17 protein-coding genes are annotated in these 15,049 nt (G+C 73.7%); 9 read left to right on the top strand and 8 right to left on the bottom strand.

Annotated elements, in window-relative coordinates:
* A partial coding sequence (locus AC1DYZ_RS02705) for an SbcC/MukB-like Walker B domain-containing protein (RefSeq protein WP_477063678.1) occupies positions 1-1,605 on the top strand: 1,605 nt, incomplete at its 5' end.
* Between the two features lie 53 nt (positions 1,606-1,658).
* Here the strand turns inward: AC1DYZ_RS02705 and AC1DYZ_RS02700 are convergent.
* Both AC1DYZ_RS02700 and AC1DYZ_RS02695 read right to left on the bottom strand, forming a co-directional pair.
* Positions 1,659-2,075 (bottom strand): hypothetical protein, encoded by a 417-nt coding sequence (locus AC1DYZ_RS02700; protein ID WP_477063677.1) that lies wholly within the window; start codon positions 2,073-2,075, stop codon positions 1,659-1,661.
* Positions 2,076-2,188: 113 nt separating this feature from the next.
* Positions 2,189-3,655: a multidrug effflux MFS transporter gene (locus AC1DYZ_RS02695; protein WP_477063676.1), complete on the bottom strand. Its 1,467-nt coding sequence runs from the start codon at positions 3,653-3,655 to the stop codon at positions 2,189-2,191.
* Positions 3,656-3,779: 124 nt separating this feature from the next.
* Here AC1DYZ_RS02695 and AC1DYZ_RS02690 point away from each other — a divergent pair, with 124 nt between their 5' ends.
* From AC1DYZ_RS02690 to AC1DYZ_RS02680, 3 genes are read left to right on the top strand one after another with little or no spacing between them, the layout of a single operon-like run.
* Complete coding sequence (locus AC1DYZ_RS02690; RefSeq protein WP_477063675.1) at positions 3,780-5,114, top strand: GmrSD restriction endonuclease domain-containing protein; 1,335 nt, start codon at positions 3,780-3,782, stop codon at positions 5,112-5,114.
* 47 nt (positions 5,115-5,161) lie between these two features.
* Entirely contained in the window at positions 5,162-5,866 is a 705-nt protein-coding gene (locus tag AC1DYZ_RS02685) for an LmeA family phospholipid-binding protein (protein ID WP_477063674.1), read from the top strand.
* Between the two features lie 54 nt (positions 5,867-5,920).
* The gene (locus AC1DYZ_RS02680) at positions 5,921-6,646 is read left to right on the top strand and encodes a M50 family metallopeptidase (protein ID WP_477063673.1); all 726 of its coding nucleotides are present in this window, start codon (positions 5,921-5,923) and stop codon (positions 6,644-6,646) included.
* Here AC1DYZ_RS02680 and AC1DYZ_RS02675 read toward each other — a convergent pair.
* Positions 6,643-7,206: a GNAT family N-acetyltransferase gene (locus AC1DYZ_RS02675; protein ID WP_477063672.1), complete on the bottom strand. Its 564-nt coding sequence runs from the start codon at positions 7,204-7,206 to the stop codon at positions 6,643-6,645. The genes AC1DYZ_RS02680 and AC1DYZ_RS02675 overlap by 4 nt on opposite strands.
* 67 nt (positions 7,207-7,273) lie before the next feature.
* On the opposite strand from AC1DYZ_RS02675, the gene AC1DYZ_RS02670 reads away from it, so the two are divergent.
* Together AC1DYZ_RS02670 and AC1DYZ_RS02665 are read left to right on the top strand one after the other, a co-directional pair.
* Positions 7,274-8,788: an N-acyl-D-amino-acid deacylase family protein gene (locus AC1DYZ_RS02670; protein ID WP_477063671.1), complete on the top strand. Its 1,515-nt coding sequence runs from the start codon at positions 7,274-7,276 to the stop codon at positions 8,786-8,788.
* Between the two features lie 44 nt (positions 8,789-8,832).
* Positions 8,833-9,222 carry a RidA family protein gene (locus AC1DYZ_RS02665; protein WP_477063670.1) on the top strand — a complete coding sequence of 130 codons (390 nt, stop codon included), beginning with the start codon at positions 8,833-8,835 and terminating at the stop codon, positions 9,220-9,222.
* Here the strand turns inward: AC1DYZ_RS02665 and AC1DYZ_RS02660 are convergent, their stop codons facing one another.
* Together AC1DYZ_RS02660 and AC1DYZ_RS02655 are read right to left on the bottom strand one after the other, a co-directional pair.
* Positions 9,223-10,434, bottom strand: coding sequence for an alanine racemase (locus tag AC1DYZ_RS02660; protein WP_477063669.1), 1,212 nt, complete (start codon positions 10,432-10,434; stop codon positions 9,223-9,225).
* Positions 10,431-11,120 carry an HNH endonuclease family protein gene (locus tag AC1DYZ_RS02655; protein ID WP_477063668.1) on the bottom strand — a complete coding sequence of 230 codons (690 nt, stop codon included), beginning with the start codon at positions 11,118-11,120 and terminating at the stop codon, positions 10,431-10,433. Before AC1DYZ_RS02655 ends, AC1DYZ_RS02660 begins: the two co-directional genes overlap by 4 nt.
* 111 nt (positions 11,121-11,231) lie before the next feature.
* On the opposite strand from AC1DYZ_RS02655, the gene AC1DYZ_RS02650 reads away from it, so the two are divergent.
* From AC1DYZ_RS02650 to AC1DYZ_RS02640, 3 genes are read left to right on the top strand one after another with little or no spacing between them, the layout of a single operon-like run.
* Positions 11,232-11,627, top strand: coding sequence for a MerR family transcriptional regulator (locus tag AC1DYZ_RS02650; protein ID WP_477063667.1), 396 nt, complete (start codon positions 11,232-11,234; stop codon positions 11,625-11,627).
* Between the two features lie 36 nt (positions 11,628-11,663).
* Positions 11,664-12,101, top strand: coding sequence for a ribosomal maturation YjgA family protein (locus AC1DYZ_RS02645; protein ID WP_477063666.1), 438 nt, complete (start codon positions 11,664-11,666; stop codon positions 12,099-12,101).
* Positions 12,102-12,130: 29 nt separating this feature from the next.
* A complete protein-coding gene (locus AC1DYZ_RS02640) occupies positions 12,131-12,868 on the top strand; it encodes an MIP/aquaporin family protein (protein WP_456824127.1) in 738 nt (245 codons plus the stop codon).
* Positions 12,869-12,871: 3 nt separating this feature from the next.
* Here AC1DYZ_RS02640 and AC1DYZ_RS02635 read toward each other — a convergent pair whose 3' ends face one another.
* Genes AC1DYZ_RS02635 through AC1DYZ_RS02625 form a run of 3 tightly spaced genes read right to left on the bottom strand, consistent with a single transcriptional unit; the run spans position 12,872 to position 14,915 of the window.
* Positions 12,872-13,312, bottom strand: a complete 441-nt coding sequence (locus AC1DYZ_RS02635; RefSeq protein ID WP_477063665.1) for a nitroreductase family deazaflavin-dependent oxidoreductase — start codon at positions 13,310-13,312, stop codon at positions 12,872-12,874.
* A gap of 5 nt (positions 13,313-13,317) precedes the next feature.
* Complete coding sequence (locus AC1DYZ_RS02630) at positions 13,318-13,503, bottom strand: antitoxin (protein WP_477063664.1); 186 nt, start codon at positions 13,501-13,503, stop codon at positions 13,318-13,320.
* A gap of 26 nt (positions 13,504-13,529) precedes the next feature.
* Positions 13,530-14,915 (bottom strand): MFS transporter, encoded by a 1,386-nt coding sequence (locus AC1DYZ_RS02625; protein WP_477063684.1) that lies wholly within the window; start codon positions 14,913-14,915, stop codon positions 13,530-13,532.
* Positions 14,916-15,049 lie beyond the last annotated feature (134 nt).

Here is a 15,049-nt window from a genome sequence, read left to right as displayed (position 1 = left end):
GCGGAGCGCTCGCTCGCGGAGGCCGTGGACGCCCGGACCGCCGCCGGGGCCGCTGCGACGCGCGCCCTGGACGCCGAGCGGGAGCTTCGCGCGGCACGGATCGCCGGCCTGGCCGGCGAGATCGCCGCCCGGCTCGCCGACGGCGATGCGTGCCCGGTGTGCGGCTCCGCCGAGCACCCCGAGAAGGCCGTCCTCGGGGCGKACCACGTGTCGGCCGACCAGGTCGAGCGCGCGGAGGGCGAGCGTGCCCGTGCCGAGGGCCGGCTGCAGGCCGCCGCCGAGCGGACGAGCGTGCTGGGCGAGCGTGTCGACGGGCTGCGGGCGCGAGTCGGCGCCGTGACCGYGGAGACCGCCGCGGAGCTGGCCGGCGCGGCTCAGGCGGCGGTCGCGGAGGCGCGGGCGGCCGAGGCGGACGTCGCCCGGCTCGCCCCGGCGCTCGACGGGTTCGACGCGGAGACGCGCGAGCGCGAGGCCGAGCGCGYGGCGGCGCTCGCCCGGCTCGCCGGGGACCGCGCGGCCCTCGAGGTCACACGGCTCGACCTCGACGCGTCCGAGGCGGAGGTCGTGACCGGCCGCGGCGACCACCCGACGGTCGTGGCCCGGCACTCGGAGCTGCTCGAGCGCGCGGCCGCGTCGGCCGCGGTGCTCGACGCCCTGGCCGAGCAGGACGCCGCGCAGGACGAGTCGCGCCGGCGCGAGGACGAGCTGGCGTTGGGGCTGGCGGAGCACGGCTTCGCGTCCGCTACGGAGGCGGACGAGGCGGCGGTGGAGGCTGCCGTGCTGGCCGAGCTCGACCGGATCGTCACGGCCTACGCCACCCGGCTCGACCGCGCGACCGCGGGCCTGGCAGAACCGGCCATCGCCGCGCTCGACGACGACCTCGCGGTCGACGTCGACGCCGCGCGGGCGCAGGAGTCCGTGGCGCGGGCCGCCGCGGAACGGGCGGCCGGGGAGGCCCGAGTGGCCGAGGAGCGGGCGTCGGCATCCGGCGCCGCGGCCGACGTGGTGCTGCGCGCGGCCACGACGCTCGCCGACGCGGTGCGCTCGGCAGGGCCGGTGTCCCGGCTCGCCGACCTCACGGGCGGTGGCGGCGGGGACAACGCCCAGCACCTCTCGCTGGCCACGTTCGTGCTGATGAGGCGCTTCGAGGACGTGGTCGCGGCCGCCAACGACCGGTTGCTCGTCATGTCGGACGGCCGGTACGAGCTGGTGCGCAGCGACGAGAAGGAGGACGTCCGCGCCCGGAACACGGGACTGGCCATGCGGGTGGTCGACCACCAGACCGGGCACCCGCGCGACCCGCGAACCCTGTCGGGCGGCGAGACGTTCTACGTGTCGCTCTGCCTGGCGCTCGGCATGGCCGACGTCGTCACCGCCGAGGCCGGGGGCATCGACCTCGGCACGCTGTTCGTCGACGAGGGCTTCGGCTCCCTCGACCCGCACACCCTCGACCAGGTGCTCGCCGAGCTGGGCCGGCTACGGGCGGGCGGTCGCGTGGTCGGCGTGGTCTCGCACGTCGACGCGCTCAAGCAGGCGATCGCCGACCGCATCGAGATCCGCCCGACCCCGCAGGGCCCGAGCACGCTGCAGGTCCGCGCGGGCTGAGCCGCGTCACCAGGCCCAGCCGCGGGAGGCGAGCTCGCGCGGGCTGAGCCGCGTCACCAGGCCCAGCCGCGGGAGGCGAGCTCGACCTCCTCGCGGAACCGTTCCGACGGGTCTCCCTTAGCGACGACCTGCACCTCGACCCCGGCGAGGTGGCACGCCTCGGCGAGCAGCTGGTCGTACGCCAGCTGCGAGGCGATGATCCGCTCGGCGCGGGCGAACGTGTGCTGGTCCAGCTCGAGCGACCGCACGTGGTCGGCGACCACACCCAGGCGTTCCTGCACGCGCAGCGCCAGGAACGGGTCGAACTCCGGGCCCTTCGGGCGGCGCAGGCGAGTCGCGACGTCCTCGAGATGGGCGGCCAGCCACGTGCGCCATCGCGGCGGCTCGTCGGGCGAGGGGAACAGCTGCCAGATCGCCCCGAAGACGAGCGCCGGAATGAAGAAAACTGCCGCCAACATCAGCCAGCTCATCGGGCGTCCTTCATCGCGCGCGTACGGCCCAGGCTAAGTCGCTCGTGTGACGTACGCCACACGTTTCGGTCGATCCGACGTTGCGAGTTGGCGACAGCGCGCGACGGGAGCGGTCAGCCGGGGAACGGCACCGCATCGGCCCCGGCCCCGGGTGCACGGTCGGCCCGGTCGGCCTCTGCGTGAGGTCCGGCCGACGCGGCGGCGCGCGCTCGCGGCGAGGGCGACGCCTGCGTCGCCACGCCCGCCCGCACGAACGGGACGGTGACCAGCGCGTCGGGCTCGACCGCCGCGACGCTCACGAGAGCGTCCGGCTCGGCGGCGGCGACGCTCACGAGAGCGTCGGACTCGGCCGCCGCGACGGCGATCTCGGCCTGGGCGACCGGGCCGCGTGCCCACGACCGGCGCACGGCGACCAGCAGGATCGCGGAGATGACGATGACCCCGGACATGACGGCCGCCATGGTCACCGCCGTCGGCGTCCCCCAGAGGCTGGTCAGCGGCGCGATGAACGCGCCGAGGCCGAACTGCAGGGCGCCGAGCAGCGCGGCGGCGGACCCGGCGCGGTGCGGGTTGGACGCCAGCGCGATGGCGGGGGCGGACGGCAGCACGAAGCCGGCGGTGCCGAGGGTCAGCACGAGCAGCACGGTCACGGGCCAGAAGGGTGCGCCCAGGAGGGTCGTCGCGAAGAGCGAGAGGCTGAGGACCAGCCCGGTGGCCACGGCACCGGAGAGGACCTGCTCGGGAGTGAACCGGCCGACGAGCGCGCCGTTGATCTGCGACCCCGCGGTGATCGCGACCGCGCCGCCGGCGAACACCCAGCCGAACTGCTGCGGCGACAGCCCGTAGCCGTCCTGGAACACGAAGGTCGAGGACGCGACGTAGGTGAACATCGCCGAGAGGTAGAACGCCGACATGAGCGCGAGGCCGAGGAACGGCAGGTCGGTGAGCAGGTCGCGGTAGGTGCGCAGCGCCGCGGTGGTGCCCCCGGTCCGACGGAGCTCCACGGGCAGCGACTCGCGCAGCGTGAAGGCGGCGACCACCAGCAGGATCGCGCCGGTGCTGGCGAGGAACACGAAGATCAGCCGCCACGAGCCCACCAGCAGCAGCTGGGCGCCGATGGTCGGTGCGAGGATCGGGGCCACCCCGACGACCAGCATCAGGCGGGCCATGACCTTGGAGAGGCGGATGCCCTCGTACCGGTCCCTGAGGATCGCGAGCGACAGCACCATCCCCGCGGCGGCGGTGAAGCCCTGCACGAACCGCAGCACCGTGAAGGCAGTGATGTTCTGCACCAGCGTGAGGCCGACGGACGTCAGCACGTAGACGCTGAGGGCCGCCAGCAGCGGGCGGCGGCGGCCGAAGGCGTCGGAGATCGACCCGAAGAGCAGCTGGCCCAGCGCGAGGCCCGCGAGCGAGGCGGCGATCGTCAGCTGCACGGCGGCGGCGGGCGCGTTCAGGTCGTCGGCGATCTCGGGGAACGCCGCCAGGTAGGTGTCGAACGTCAGCGGGCCGATGGCGGTGAGCGCCGACAGCAGGAGGACGAAGCCGACGCTCACGCGCGCCGTGGGGATCCGGGCCATGACAGCCCCAAGGTTGCGAGCCGCAAGCATCTTCCCGCGGTGTCCAGTCCGTGGGACGCACGTCACCCGCAGACGGGGACCATGGTCCGTCGTGCACGGGTGTTCCGGCGTCGATACTTCTGAGGTGACAGGACCGACGGGTGACGCGTGGTGGGACGACGCCCCCGTCGGCGACCCCTCGGACGAGCGCCCGACGAAGGCCCCGCGATGGCGGCCTTCCCGGATCGCCGGTGTCGTCGGCCTGGTCGTCGTGACCCTGCTCGGGCTGCTGTCCGGTTGGTCGGGCGCCCTCCTGATGGCCAGCCTCTACGTCGGCCTGACGGCGATCTACGCGCTGGTGCGCCGGACCTCCTGGCTGGGCGGCCCGATGCGCCGGGGAGTGTCTGCGGCCGTGCTCGGGGCATCGCTCGTCGCGCTGGTGGTCTCCGCCTCGGCGGCTGCCCCGTCGGCCGAGCCCGTGGCGGCGCCGGCAGCGACGGCCGCGACGCAGAGCCCGAGGCCCACGGCCACGCCGAGCGCGAGCGCGACACCCACCCTTGAGGAGCAGGCGGCGACGCGGCCCGCCCCGGACCCCGCGCCGGCCGCCGACGCCGCGGTCGTCGCCGCCGCGCAGCCGCAGACCGCGCTGGCCACGGCGACGCTGCTGCCGGTCAAGGGCCGTGCGCCGAAGACCGGGTACGACCGCGACCTCTACGGCCAGGCGTGGAAGGACGTGGACCGCAACGGCTGCGACACCCGCAACGACATCCTGCGTCGCGACCTCACCGACCAGGCGCTCAAGGACGGCACGAACGGCTGCGTGGTGCTGACCGGCATGCTCCAGGACCCGTACTCGGCGAAGGCGATCTCGTTCGTGCGCGGACAGGACACGTCCTCGGCCGTGCAGATCGACCACGTCGTCGCACTGTCCGACTCGTGGCAGAAGGGCGCTCAGCAGTGGGACGTCGCCAAGCGTGAGTCGTTCGCCAACGACCCGCTGAACCTGCTGGCCGTCGACGGTCCGCTGAACATGCAGAAGGGCGACGGCGACACCGCGACGTGGCTCCCGCCGAACAAGTCGTTCCGGTGCGACTACGTGGCGCGGCAGGTGGGCGTGAAGTACACCTACGGTCTCTGGGTCACGCAGGCGGAGCAGGACGCGATGGTCGGCGTGCTCTCGACGTGCCCCGATCAGCCGCTGCCCACCGGGTCGGCGGTCCCGCCGCCGCCGGTGGTCGAGGAAGCTCCCGTGGTCGTCGTGCCCGCGGCGCCCGTCGCGCCTGCGGCACCCGCAGTGCCGGTCGCGCCCGTCGCGCCCGCGCGGCCAGTGGCACCCGCGGCACCAGCCGCACCGGCGGTCTCCGGACCTTTCAAGAACTGCACCGAGGCGAGGGCGGCCGGCGCGGCGCCGGTGTACGCCGGCTCCCCGGGGTACCAGCCGAAGCTGGACCGCGACAACGACGGGATCGGCTGCGAGTAGCGCCCATGAGCAGCGCGGGGAGCCCTTCGCCCCCTAGCGTGAGGCCCGTGAGCGGGCGCGGAGTGGTCGTGGGGGTCGTCGCGGTCGTCGTCGTGGTGGGCGGCGCCTTCGTCGCCGACCGGGTGACGGAGTCGGTGGCGGAGCAGCGGGTGGTCGACGCCGTCGAACAGAACCTGGACGGCGTCGTCGGCACACCGACGGTCGAGCTCGGCGGGTTCCCGTTCCTCAACCAGCTGCTGGCGGGGTCGATCGACGACGTCACCGCCTCTGTCGACGGGGTCACGCTGGAGGGCATCAAGGCCACGGACGTGACCATCGACGCGCAGGACGTGGGCACGTCGGAGCCGTACACCGTGGGCTCGGCGACGATCGAGGCGACGCTGCCGACCGCGACGATCGAGCAGATCGTCAAGGACAAGTCCGAGCTGGACGTCGCGGTGGCGGTCGACGGGAACGCGCTCAAGGCGTCGGGAAAGGTGCTGGGCCTCACGCTGGCCGCCAACCTGGTCCCGCGGGTGGAGGACGGCAAGCTGCTGGTCAACGTCGAGAACGTGCAGATCGCGGGCCTGACGGTCTCGGTCGACGACCTGCCGAACGCGATCGGGAAACGGCTGACCGACGTCGAGATCCCGGTGAGCGGGCTGCCCGAGGGCGTGGCCCTGTCGAAGGCCGCCGTGGTGAGCACGGGGGTCCGGATCACCGCGACCGGCACCGACGTCGTCCTGCCCGCCGAGGCCCCCGCGGCTGGGTAGGGTCCGTCCTGCCCGCCCGCCTGGTCGGACGACGACGGACGAAGGACCCCGCACGTGGACTGGCTCGGCGACGCCTGGCACGACATCACGACGCCCCAGGCGGTGCCGTCGAGCACCACGGTGCTGCTCACGGCGGCCGGGGTGCTGGTCGTCCTCCTGGTGCCGCGGGCCTGGTACGTGGCCCGGCACGGGCTGACCATCGTGCACGAGGCGGCGCACGCGGGCGTGGCGGTGCTCGTCGGCAGACGCCTGTCGGGGATCCGGGTGCACTCGGACACCTCGGGCCTCACGGTGTCGGTGGGCAAGCCCAAGGGGCCTGGCATGGTCGCGACGGTGGCGGCGGGGTACCTCGGGCCGGCGGTCCTGGGCGTCGGCGCGGCCTGGCTGCTGTCCCGCGGGTACGCGGTCGCACTGCTCTGGATCCTGCTGGTCGTCCTCGTGCTGGTGCTGGTGCAGATCCGCAACTGGTACGGCCTGTGGTCGGTGCTGGTGACCGGAGCCCTGCTGGTGGGCATCACGGTGTGGGGGTCCGCGACGGTACAGGCGGTTGCCGCGTACGCGATGACCTGGTTCCTGCTGCTGGGCGCGCCGCGCGCGGTCCTCGAGATGCAGTCCGAACGCCGCCGGGCACGCCGCCGGGGGGCGTCCGACACGTCGGACGCGGGTCTGCTGGGCCGCCTGACCCACCTGCCCGGCGGCTTCTGGGTGGCCATCCTGCTGCTCGCCTGCCTGGCTGCGCTCGCGCTCGGCACGGCCTGGCTCATCGGGCTCCAGCTCTAGCCGACGTCGACCCCGACGAACGAGTACCGCATGATCGGGCGCTCCGGCGACCGTCGCGCCACCTCGACGAATCCCGCGGCGGCGAACGTCGTCGAGTAGCCCATGCTCGTCGCGCTCGGGGAGACCGAGCCGTCGAGCGGGTACGCCTCGACCGCGGGCGCGCCGCCTTCACGTGCGAGATCCACGGCGCCGGCCACGAGCGCGGCCATCACCCCGTCACGCCGGTACCCCTTCCGGACGTAGAAGCAGGTGATCGCCCACACGGGCACGTCGTCGACCCGCCGCAGCCGCCAGGGGGCATCGAGGGCCGGGACGTCGCCGCGAGGGGTGACCTGGCACCAGCCGACGGCGCGGTCGCCCCGGAACGCCAGCAGGCCGGGCGGCGGGCCGCGGTCGACGACGGCACGAAGGTCGGCGCGGTTCTCAGCAGCCGGGCGGCGGCGGTACCCCGGTCCGACCCGGTACGCCATGCACCAGCACCGGCCCGCCGGACCGCCCTGGTCCAGCAGCTCCTCCAGCTCCGGCCAGAGGTCGGGCGTCAGGGGCACGACGACGGTCACCGCGACCACGCTGCTCCGCGGCGATCCCGTCGTCAACGCGCAGGGGTGGAGCGGGCATGATCGACCGGTGATCCTGGTGCGGGGCGGCCTGCTGGCCGAGGGTGAGCTGGTCCGGGCGGACCTGCGGGTGGTCGGCGACCGGATCACGGAGATCGGCCCGGACCTGCCGGTCGACGGCGCCGACGTGCTCGACGCGGACGGGCTCGTGGTGCTGCCGGGGTTCGTCGACGCCCACGCGCACGCCGACGCGGCCGTGCTCGACCCGGACGTGCAGGCGGCGCTGACCCACCAGGGCGTGACCACGGTGGTGCTCGGCCAGGACGGCGTCTCGTTCGCCCCCTCACCGCCCGGGTCCGGGGCCACGCAGTACGCGGAGCGCTACTTCGCGGCGATCAACGGCTCCCACCCGACGTTCCGCGGCGGGTCCGTCGCGGACCTGCTGTGGACCTACGACCGCACCACGACGGTGCACACCGCGTACCTGGTCCCGCACGGGACCCTGCGGTACGCGGTCATGGGTGCCGACGACCGGCCCGCGCGCGCCGACGAGGTCGCCGCGATGGTGCGGCTGCTGGAGGAGGGTCTCGACGACGGCGCCCGCGGGATGTCGACCGGGCTCGAGTACGCACCGGCGTCGTCGGCGGACCGGGACGAGCTCGTCGCCCTCTGCGCGGCGCTCGCGGCCCGGGGCCGGCCGCACGTCTCGCACATGCGCGGCTACGAGGACAAGGCGCCCGCGGCGCTGGCGGAGCTGCTCGACCTGGCCCGCACGACGGGCGTCGGCACGCACGTGTCGCACTACCACGGGCCCGCCGGGCGGCTCGGCCCGGTGGTGGACGCCGCCCTCGCCGACGGCGTCGACCTGACGTTCGACGCGTACCCGTACCTCAAGGGCGCGTCGATCCTCGCGCTCGTGGCGCTGCCCGACTGGCTCCCGCTGGCGAACGCCGAGCGGACCCTCGAGCTGCTGCGCGACCCGGCGGTCGTGGCCCGGCTGCCCGCGCGCGACGAGGTCTGGCCTCGCGTCACGATGGCCTTCGTCCCGGGCGCGGAGTGGGCCGAGGGGTTGTCCCTGCTGGAGGTCGCCGCGCGCCTCGGGATGACGCCCGGCCAGGCCGCGCTGCACCTGCTGGTGACGACGAACCTGCAGGTGGGGTGCGTGTTCGCGCAGCCGCCGACCAGCTCCGACGAGTCGATGCGTGCGCTGCTGCGGCACCCCGCGCACTGCGCCGGGTCCGACGGGATCTACCGCGGCGGGCACCCGCACCCGCGCGGGTGGGGCACGTTCGCCCGGCTCCTCGGCCGTCACGTGCGCGAGCTCGGCGACTGGGACTGGCCCGCGGCGGCGATGCACCTGTCGACCACTGCGGCGCGACGGTTCGGGCTCCAGGGCCGCGGGCAGCTGCTCGTCGGGCACCGGGCGGACCTCGCGGTGATCGACCCGGAAACCGTCGCCGACCTGGCCACCTACGACCAGCCGCGCCGCCTGGCCACCGGCGTCGAGGCCGTCCTCGTCGACGGTATACCCGCCCTTCGCGGTGGCCGCCTCACCGGCGCGCTCCCTGGCCGGCCGATCCCCTGAGGGAGACTGTCCCTCGTACCGCTCACCACCCGAGAGGCAACCCGATGACCCGCGAGAAGATCAGCACCCCGGACGCGCCGCAGCCCGCGGGCAACTACTCCCAGGGGATCCGGCTGGGCAACCTCGTGTGGACGGCCGGCTTCGGGCCGCAGGACCCGGTGACCGGCGAGATTCCCGAGTCGGTGGCCGACCAGACCCGGCAGGTGCTGCGCAACGTCGAGGCCACGCTGGCGGCCGCCGGGCTCGACCTGGGCGACGTGGTGAAGACGACGGTCCACCTGGCCGACCTCGCGGACTTCGCCGAGTTCAACGACGCCTACGGGGAGTTCTTCCCGTACCCGAAGCCCGCACGGACCACGGTTGGCTCGCAGCTGGCGGGCATCAAGGTCGAGATCGACGTGGTGGCGGGGCGGCTGACGTCGGACGACGACTAGTCAGAACCAGGTGGTGACGACGTCGACCACGCGGTGGTCGGCGTCGAGGACCGGGATAGCGCGCCACTTGTCGAACGCGGTGCACGGGTGCGAGATCCCGAGCTCGAGGAGGTCGCCGACGCGAAGGTCGGTGCCGGATCCTTCCAGGTAGGCGTGCTGGTCGTTGGTGCGGGTGACGGTCCAATCCTCGATGTCGGCGGGCGGCCGGCGGGGCCGGTGCCGTCGCAGCGGGACCGGGAGGCCGGAGTCGTAGGGGACGTCGCGCTTGCCGGCGCCCACGATCGCGAGGCCGTCCTCGGGGACTGACGAGACTTGCGCCCACACCCGGAGTGCGGGGTGGAGGTCGCCGACGATCCGCGTGAACGGCGTCTTCTCGACGTACGTGCCGTGGTCGTGGGTCACGTACGAGCCGGACCGCAGGATCGTCGTGCTCGGGACGCCGGCCACGGTGGCGACGCCGAGCACGTCGGCGACGGCGTCGAAGTACGCGGACCCGCCGGCGGACAGGATCACGTGCCCGGCCAGCAGACCGGCGCCGACCAGCATCTCGGCGACGGAGAGGACCTCGGCCAGGAAGCCGCGCGCGGCGGCGACGTCGGCCAGGCCGCCCTCGTAGGCGCTGACGCCGGCGAGCTCGATGCCCTCGACCTCCGCGACGCGCTGGGCCACCGCGAGGGCCTGGTCGCCCGTGCGGACCCCGGTGCGGCCGTCGGGGTGCCCGACCTCCAGCAGCACCCGCACCCGCCCGCCGTCGAGCGCCGCGGCGACGGCGTCGACGGCGTCCACCGAGTCGACGGAGAAGAGGATCTCGGCGTCGTCGTTCTGCGCGATCCAGCGCAGCACCGTCGGGTCGAGGATCTCGTTGGCGACCAGCAGCCGGCGCACGCCGAACGAGTGCGCCGCGAGCAGCTGGTTGCCGGTCGCGACGGTGATGCCCCAGGCGCCCGCGTCGAGCTGCGCGGCGAACAGCTCGGGCGACATCGTCGTCTTGCCGTGCGGCGCGAACGCGAGGCCGTGCTGCGCCGTGAACGCGGCGAGCTGCGCGATGTTGTGCGCGAGCGCGTCGGCGTCGAGGGTCAGCGCGGGCCACGTCAGGGACCCGTCGAACAGCGTGTGACCTGCGGCGACGAACTCGGAGCGGGTGACGGGCGTCGGAGCCCAGACGCCCTTCGTCGTCGGACCGAGCAGGAGGGGCGGGAGGCGCAGCGTCATGGTGCCCTCACCGTACCGACGACGCACCGGCCGAGCTCCCGGCCCAGGGCGTCGCGCTCGGCGGCGGTGACCCACAGCCCGTAGGCCGCCTTCACGCGGACCTGCCGCAGCGCGTACACGCACCGGTACCCGCGGTTGGGTGGCAGCCAGGTGGCCGCGTCGCCGGCGCCCTTCTCCTGGTTGGCGGGGCCGTCGACGGCCAGCAGGTTGGCCGGGTCGTTGGCGAACGCCTCGCGCTGCGCCGGCGTCCAGGACTGCGCGCCCGTCTGCCACGCGTCGGACAGGGCGACGACGTGGTCGATCTGCACGTCCGCCGACGACGGCCCGCGCGCGAACGCGATCGGCACGCCCGTGTATGGGTCGTCGAGAGTGCCACTCAGCACCACGCAGCCCTCCGCGACGGTCGAGGCGAGGTCGCGCCGCAGCACGTCGTTGCGGGTGTCGCAGCCGTTGCCGTCGACGTCCGCCCACGCCTGCCCGAACCGCTCGCGGGCGTAGCCGGTCGTGGGCGCCCGCCCGCGAACCTCCAGCGATTCCAGTGCCGCCCGCCCGGCCGCGAGGTCGTCGGCCGTGACCGCGTACCGCGCGGCGACGCGAGCCTGCGACCACGCGGGCACTCCCGCGCCGACCGCGACGCAGGCCACCAGGGCCACGAGCCACGGCCAGGGTCGTCGCCAGGCCTCCACTCGCCCAGGGTGCGTCGAGAAGCACGACGGCACCGACGAACCTGGGGACGACGGGGGCTGGGGGCGGCTCGCCTTGACTTCGAGCGCACTCGAAGAGCGACCATCGACGCCATGAGTGTCGTCGAAGCGGAACGGGTCGTCCTCAGCATCGCCGAGGCGGCCGAGGCCACCGGCCTGACCACCCACACCCTGCGGTACTACGAGCGCGACGGCCTCTTGCTCGACACGGTCGACCGGGCCTCGTCCGGACACCGCCGGTACGCGGAGGAGGACCTGAGCTGGATCCGCATGGTCACGCGGTTGCGCGGCACGGGCATGCCGATCCGCGACGTCCGGCAGTACGCGGACCTGGTCCGGGCCGGCGACGGGAACGAGCAGGAGAGGCTCGCGCTGCTCCGCGCGCACCGCGACCGCGTCCGACAGCAGCTGGTCGAGGTGGCCGCCCACCTCGACGCCATCGACGTCAAGATCGACCTGTACGAGCGCAAGACCTCCACAACCGCCTGACGGGGTGCGCAAGCGCCGGCCCGTACGGTCGGTGACGTGCCCGAGAACCGCTCGCGTGACGACCTCGTCGCGGCCGACGCACCGAACCCCGCACGCGCGGCGGGCGCGCGCCGGGCACGCGTGGTCGCCGGCGTCGTCGGCGTCGGGCTCGTCGGGCTCGGGCTGCTCGTGTCACGGCTCGACGGGCCGCTCTCCGACCCAGCCGGCGACGCCGTCTACGCGGCCTTCGTCTACGCGCTGCTGGTCGTGGTCGCCCCGCGCGCCAGGCCGGGCCGCGTCGCCGCGATCGCGTTCGCCGTGTGCGCGCTGGTCGAGCTCGCGCAGCTGACCGGTCTGCCGGCGCGCGCGGTCGACGCCGTCCCCGTGGCCCGGTACGCGCTGGGCACCACGTTCGCGGCCGTGGACCTGGTCGCGTACGCCGTCGGCGTGGCGCTCGCTGCGCTCGTGCGGTGGCGGGCGGCTGTGCCACGCTGACGGTCTGAGCACCGACGAGCGGGGAGCCGATGGACCCGTCCTACAGCTTGGCCGTGCGGCTGGCCTGCGAGTTCATCGGCACCGCGATCCTCATCATCCTGGGCAACGGCACGGTCGCGAACGTGCACCTCAAGGGCTCCAAGGGGTACCGCGGCGGCTGGTCGCTGATCGCCATGGGATACGGGTTCGGCGTGATGATCCCCGCGATCATGTTCGGCGGGATCAGCGGCAACCTCATCAACCCGGCGTTCACGCTGGGCCTGGCGACGTGGGGGCTGTTCCCGTGGTCCGAGGTGGCGCCGTACATCGTCGCGCAGATGCTCGGCGCGATCGCCGGCCAGTGCGCCATCGTCGTGACCCACAAGCCGTACTACGACCAGACGACGGACCCCGAGGACATCCTGGCGACGTTCTCGACGATCAACGCCGCGCACTCGCGCCTCAACGGCTTCCTCAGCGAGCTGCTCGGGTCGGTGATCCTCTTCTCGTGCGCCCTCGCGATCGTGCACTCGCCCCTGACGGCGAACGAGCCGGCGGTGGCGCACCTCGCGCTGGGCTTCCTCGTCTGGGGCCTCGTCGCGGGGCTCGGCGGACCGACCGGCCCGGCGCTCAACCCCGCCCGTGACCTCGGACCCCGCATGGTGCACGCGGTTCTGCCCCTGAAGAACAAGGGCTCGTCGCAGTGGGACTACGCGTGGGTCCCGGTCGCGGCGCCGATCCTCGGCGGGGTCATCGGCGTCGGCGGCTGGTACCTGCTGCTCGGCTGACGCTCACTCGTCCGTCGGTACCAGCACGAACACCGGGATGAGCCGGTCCGTCTTCGTCTGGTAGCCGGCGTACGCGGGCCAGACCTCGTTCGCGCGCGCCCACCACTCGTCGCGCTCGGCGCCGGTCGCCTCGTGCGCGATGTAGTCCTTCTTCACTGCGCCGTCCTGCAGCTCGACGTGCGGGTGCTCCACCACGTTGCGGTACCAGGCCGGGTTCTTGGGGGCGCCGCCCTGGGAGGCGACGACCGCGTACCGGCCCTCGTGCTCGACCCGCATGAGCGCCGTCTTGCGGAGCTTGCCGCTGGTCGCGCCCAGGGACGTGAGCACGATGACCGGCTTGCCGTGCAGGGTGTTGGCCTTGGTGCCGTCGGACGCCTCGTACGCCTCGGCCTGCTTGCGGGCCCAGCCGGACGTGCTCGGGAGGTACTCACCGGTGAGGGGCATCCGGCCTACTTCTTCTTCTGGTCGTCGAGGTAGTCCTTCGCCTTGTCGACGACACTGTCGACGACGCCGTCCTGGCCGTCGCTCGTTCGCGCCTTGATGGCCTCGGCCGCCTTGTCGAGCGCGTCCTTGGCCTGCTCCTCGTGCCCGTCGACCGCGTTCATGGCCTGGTTGACCAGATCCTCGATGCCCATGGTGCCGCCCTTCCCTCGATGAGGTCTCAGTCTCTGTCGGGCTCGACCGGGCCGCTCGTCGGGGGTGCGACGTGCTCGACGGTCGTGCGCGGCATGGCCGCGGAGGCGGCGACGATCCCCAGCGCGACGACGGCGACGGCCGCGAACGCCACGGTCACGGCGTCGCCGAACTGCGCGGGGTCTTGCGTCGGGCTCTCGCCGCTGAAGAGCGCGTTCACCAGGGCGCCGAGCGCCGCGACGCCCACCGCGCTGCCCATAGAGCGGGAGAACAGGTTGGCGCCCGTGACGACCCCGCGGTCGCCCCAGCCGACGCTCGACTGCGCCGCGATGAGTCCGGGGGACGCGACGAGCCCCATCCCGGCGCCGGCGACGAAGCAGGACAGCCCGACCGCGATCACGGACGGGTGCATCGAGGCCACGACCAGCGCCGCCGTGCCGAGCACGACGATGCCGGACCCGATCAGCATCGTGGTGCGGAACCCGAAGCGCAGGTAGAGCCGACCGGACTGCGAGGCGGTGATGGGCCAGCCGATGGTGAGCGCGGCGAGGGTGAGGCCGGAGGTCAGCGGAGAGACGCCCAGCAGCGCCTCGAGGAACGACGGCACGTACGACGTCAGCCCGATGAGGACCACGCCGACGCCGACCGACACCAGCGCGGTCGCCACGAGCAGCCGGCGCGAGAACACCCAGAGCGGCAGCACGGGCTCCTCGGCCCGCTGCTCCACCAGCACGAACGCGACCAGGAGCAGGGTGCCGACGACGAACGCGCCGATGCTCTGCACCGACAGCCACTCCCACGCGTGCCCACCCTCGAGCAGCGCCAGGATCAGCAGGCTCATGGCCGTGGTCAGCAGCGCGCCGCCCGCCCAGTCGATGCGGTGCCGGGTGCGCTCGATGTTCTCGTGGAGGTGCCGGACCAGCAGCCAGGCGGCCGCGAGGCACAGCGGGATGTTGACGAAGAAGATCCAGTTCCAGGTGAGGAACTCCGAGAACACCCCGCCGAGCGTCGGACCGACCACCGAGGAGATGGCCCACACGCTCGCGATGTACCCCTGCGCCTTGGCCCGCTCGGCGACGGTGTAGATGTCGCCCGCGATGGTGATGGCCATCGGCTGGACCGCCCCGGCGCCGAGGCCCTGCACGGCGCGGAACGCGATGAGGGCCGGCATGCTCCACGCGAACCCGCAGAGCACCGAGCCGAGCAGGAACAGGCCGATGCCGAGCAGGATGACGGGCTTGCGGCCGACGGTGTCCGCCAGCTTCGAGTAGATGGGCACGCTCACCGCCTGCGTGAGCAGGTACACGGAGAACAGCCACGGGAAGCTGGTGAAGCCGCCCAGGTCGGCGACGATGGTCGGGACGGCCGTGGCCAGGATCGTCGCGTCGACGGCGACCAGGCCGGTGGTCACCATGATCGCGATGAGGATCGGGCCGCGCTCGGTGCGGAAGCCGACGCCGGTGCCCTCGGCGGTGCGTGCGGTAGTCAGGGGTGGACCTCCTCGTATGGCACCAGCATGCGCGGCCACCGACCGCCGTGCACGGCCGG

This window comes from Cellulomonas sp. P1_C4 (assembly GCF_056406355.1).
This window is presented reverse-complemented; position numbering and strand designations above follow the sequence as displayed.

Bases quoted from the DNA above. Each gene is read 5' to 3' on its own strand.
- AC1DYZ_RS02650 (WP_477063667.1), top strand. From the start codon at position 11,232: ATGAGTGTCGTCGAAGCGGAACGGGTCGTCCTCAGCATCGCCGAGGCG.
- AC1DYZ_RS02640 (WP_456824127.1), top strand. From the start codon at position 12,131: ATGGACCCGTCCTACAGCTTGGCCGTGCGGCTGGCCTGCGAGTTCATC.
- AC1DYZ_RS02695 (WP_477063676.1), bottom strand. From the start codon at position 3,655: ATGGCCCGGATCCCCACGGCGCGCGTGAGCGTCGGCTTCGTCCTCCTG.
- AC1DYZ_RS02660 (WP_477063669.1), bottom strand. From the start codon at position 10,434: ATGACGCTGCGCCTCCCGCCCCTCCTGCTCGGTCCGACGACGAAGGGC.
- AC1DYZ_RS02625 (WP_477063684.1), bottom strand. From the start codon at position 14,915: ATGGTGACCACCGGCCTGGTCGCCGTCGACGCGACGATCCTGGCCACG.
- AC1DYZ_RS02635 (WP_477063665.1), bottom strand. From the start codon at position 13,312: ATGCCCCTCACCGGTGAGTACCTCCCGAGCACGTCCGGCTGGGCCCGC.
- AC1DYZ_RS02630 (WP_477063664.1), bottom strand. From the start codon at position 13,503: ATGGGCATCGAGGATCTGGTCAACCAGGCCATGAACGCGGTCGACGGG.
- AC1DYZ_RS02665 (WP_477063670.1), top strand. From the start codon at position 8,833: ATGACCCGCGAGAAGATCAGCACCCCGGACGCGCCGCAGCCCGCGGGC.
- AC1DYZ_RS02700 (WP_477063677.1), bottom strand. From the start codon at position 2,075: ATGAGCTGGCTGATGTTGGCGGCAGTTTTCTTCATTCCGGCGCTCGTC.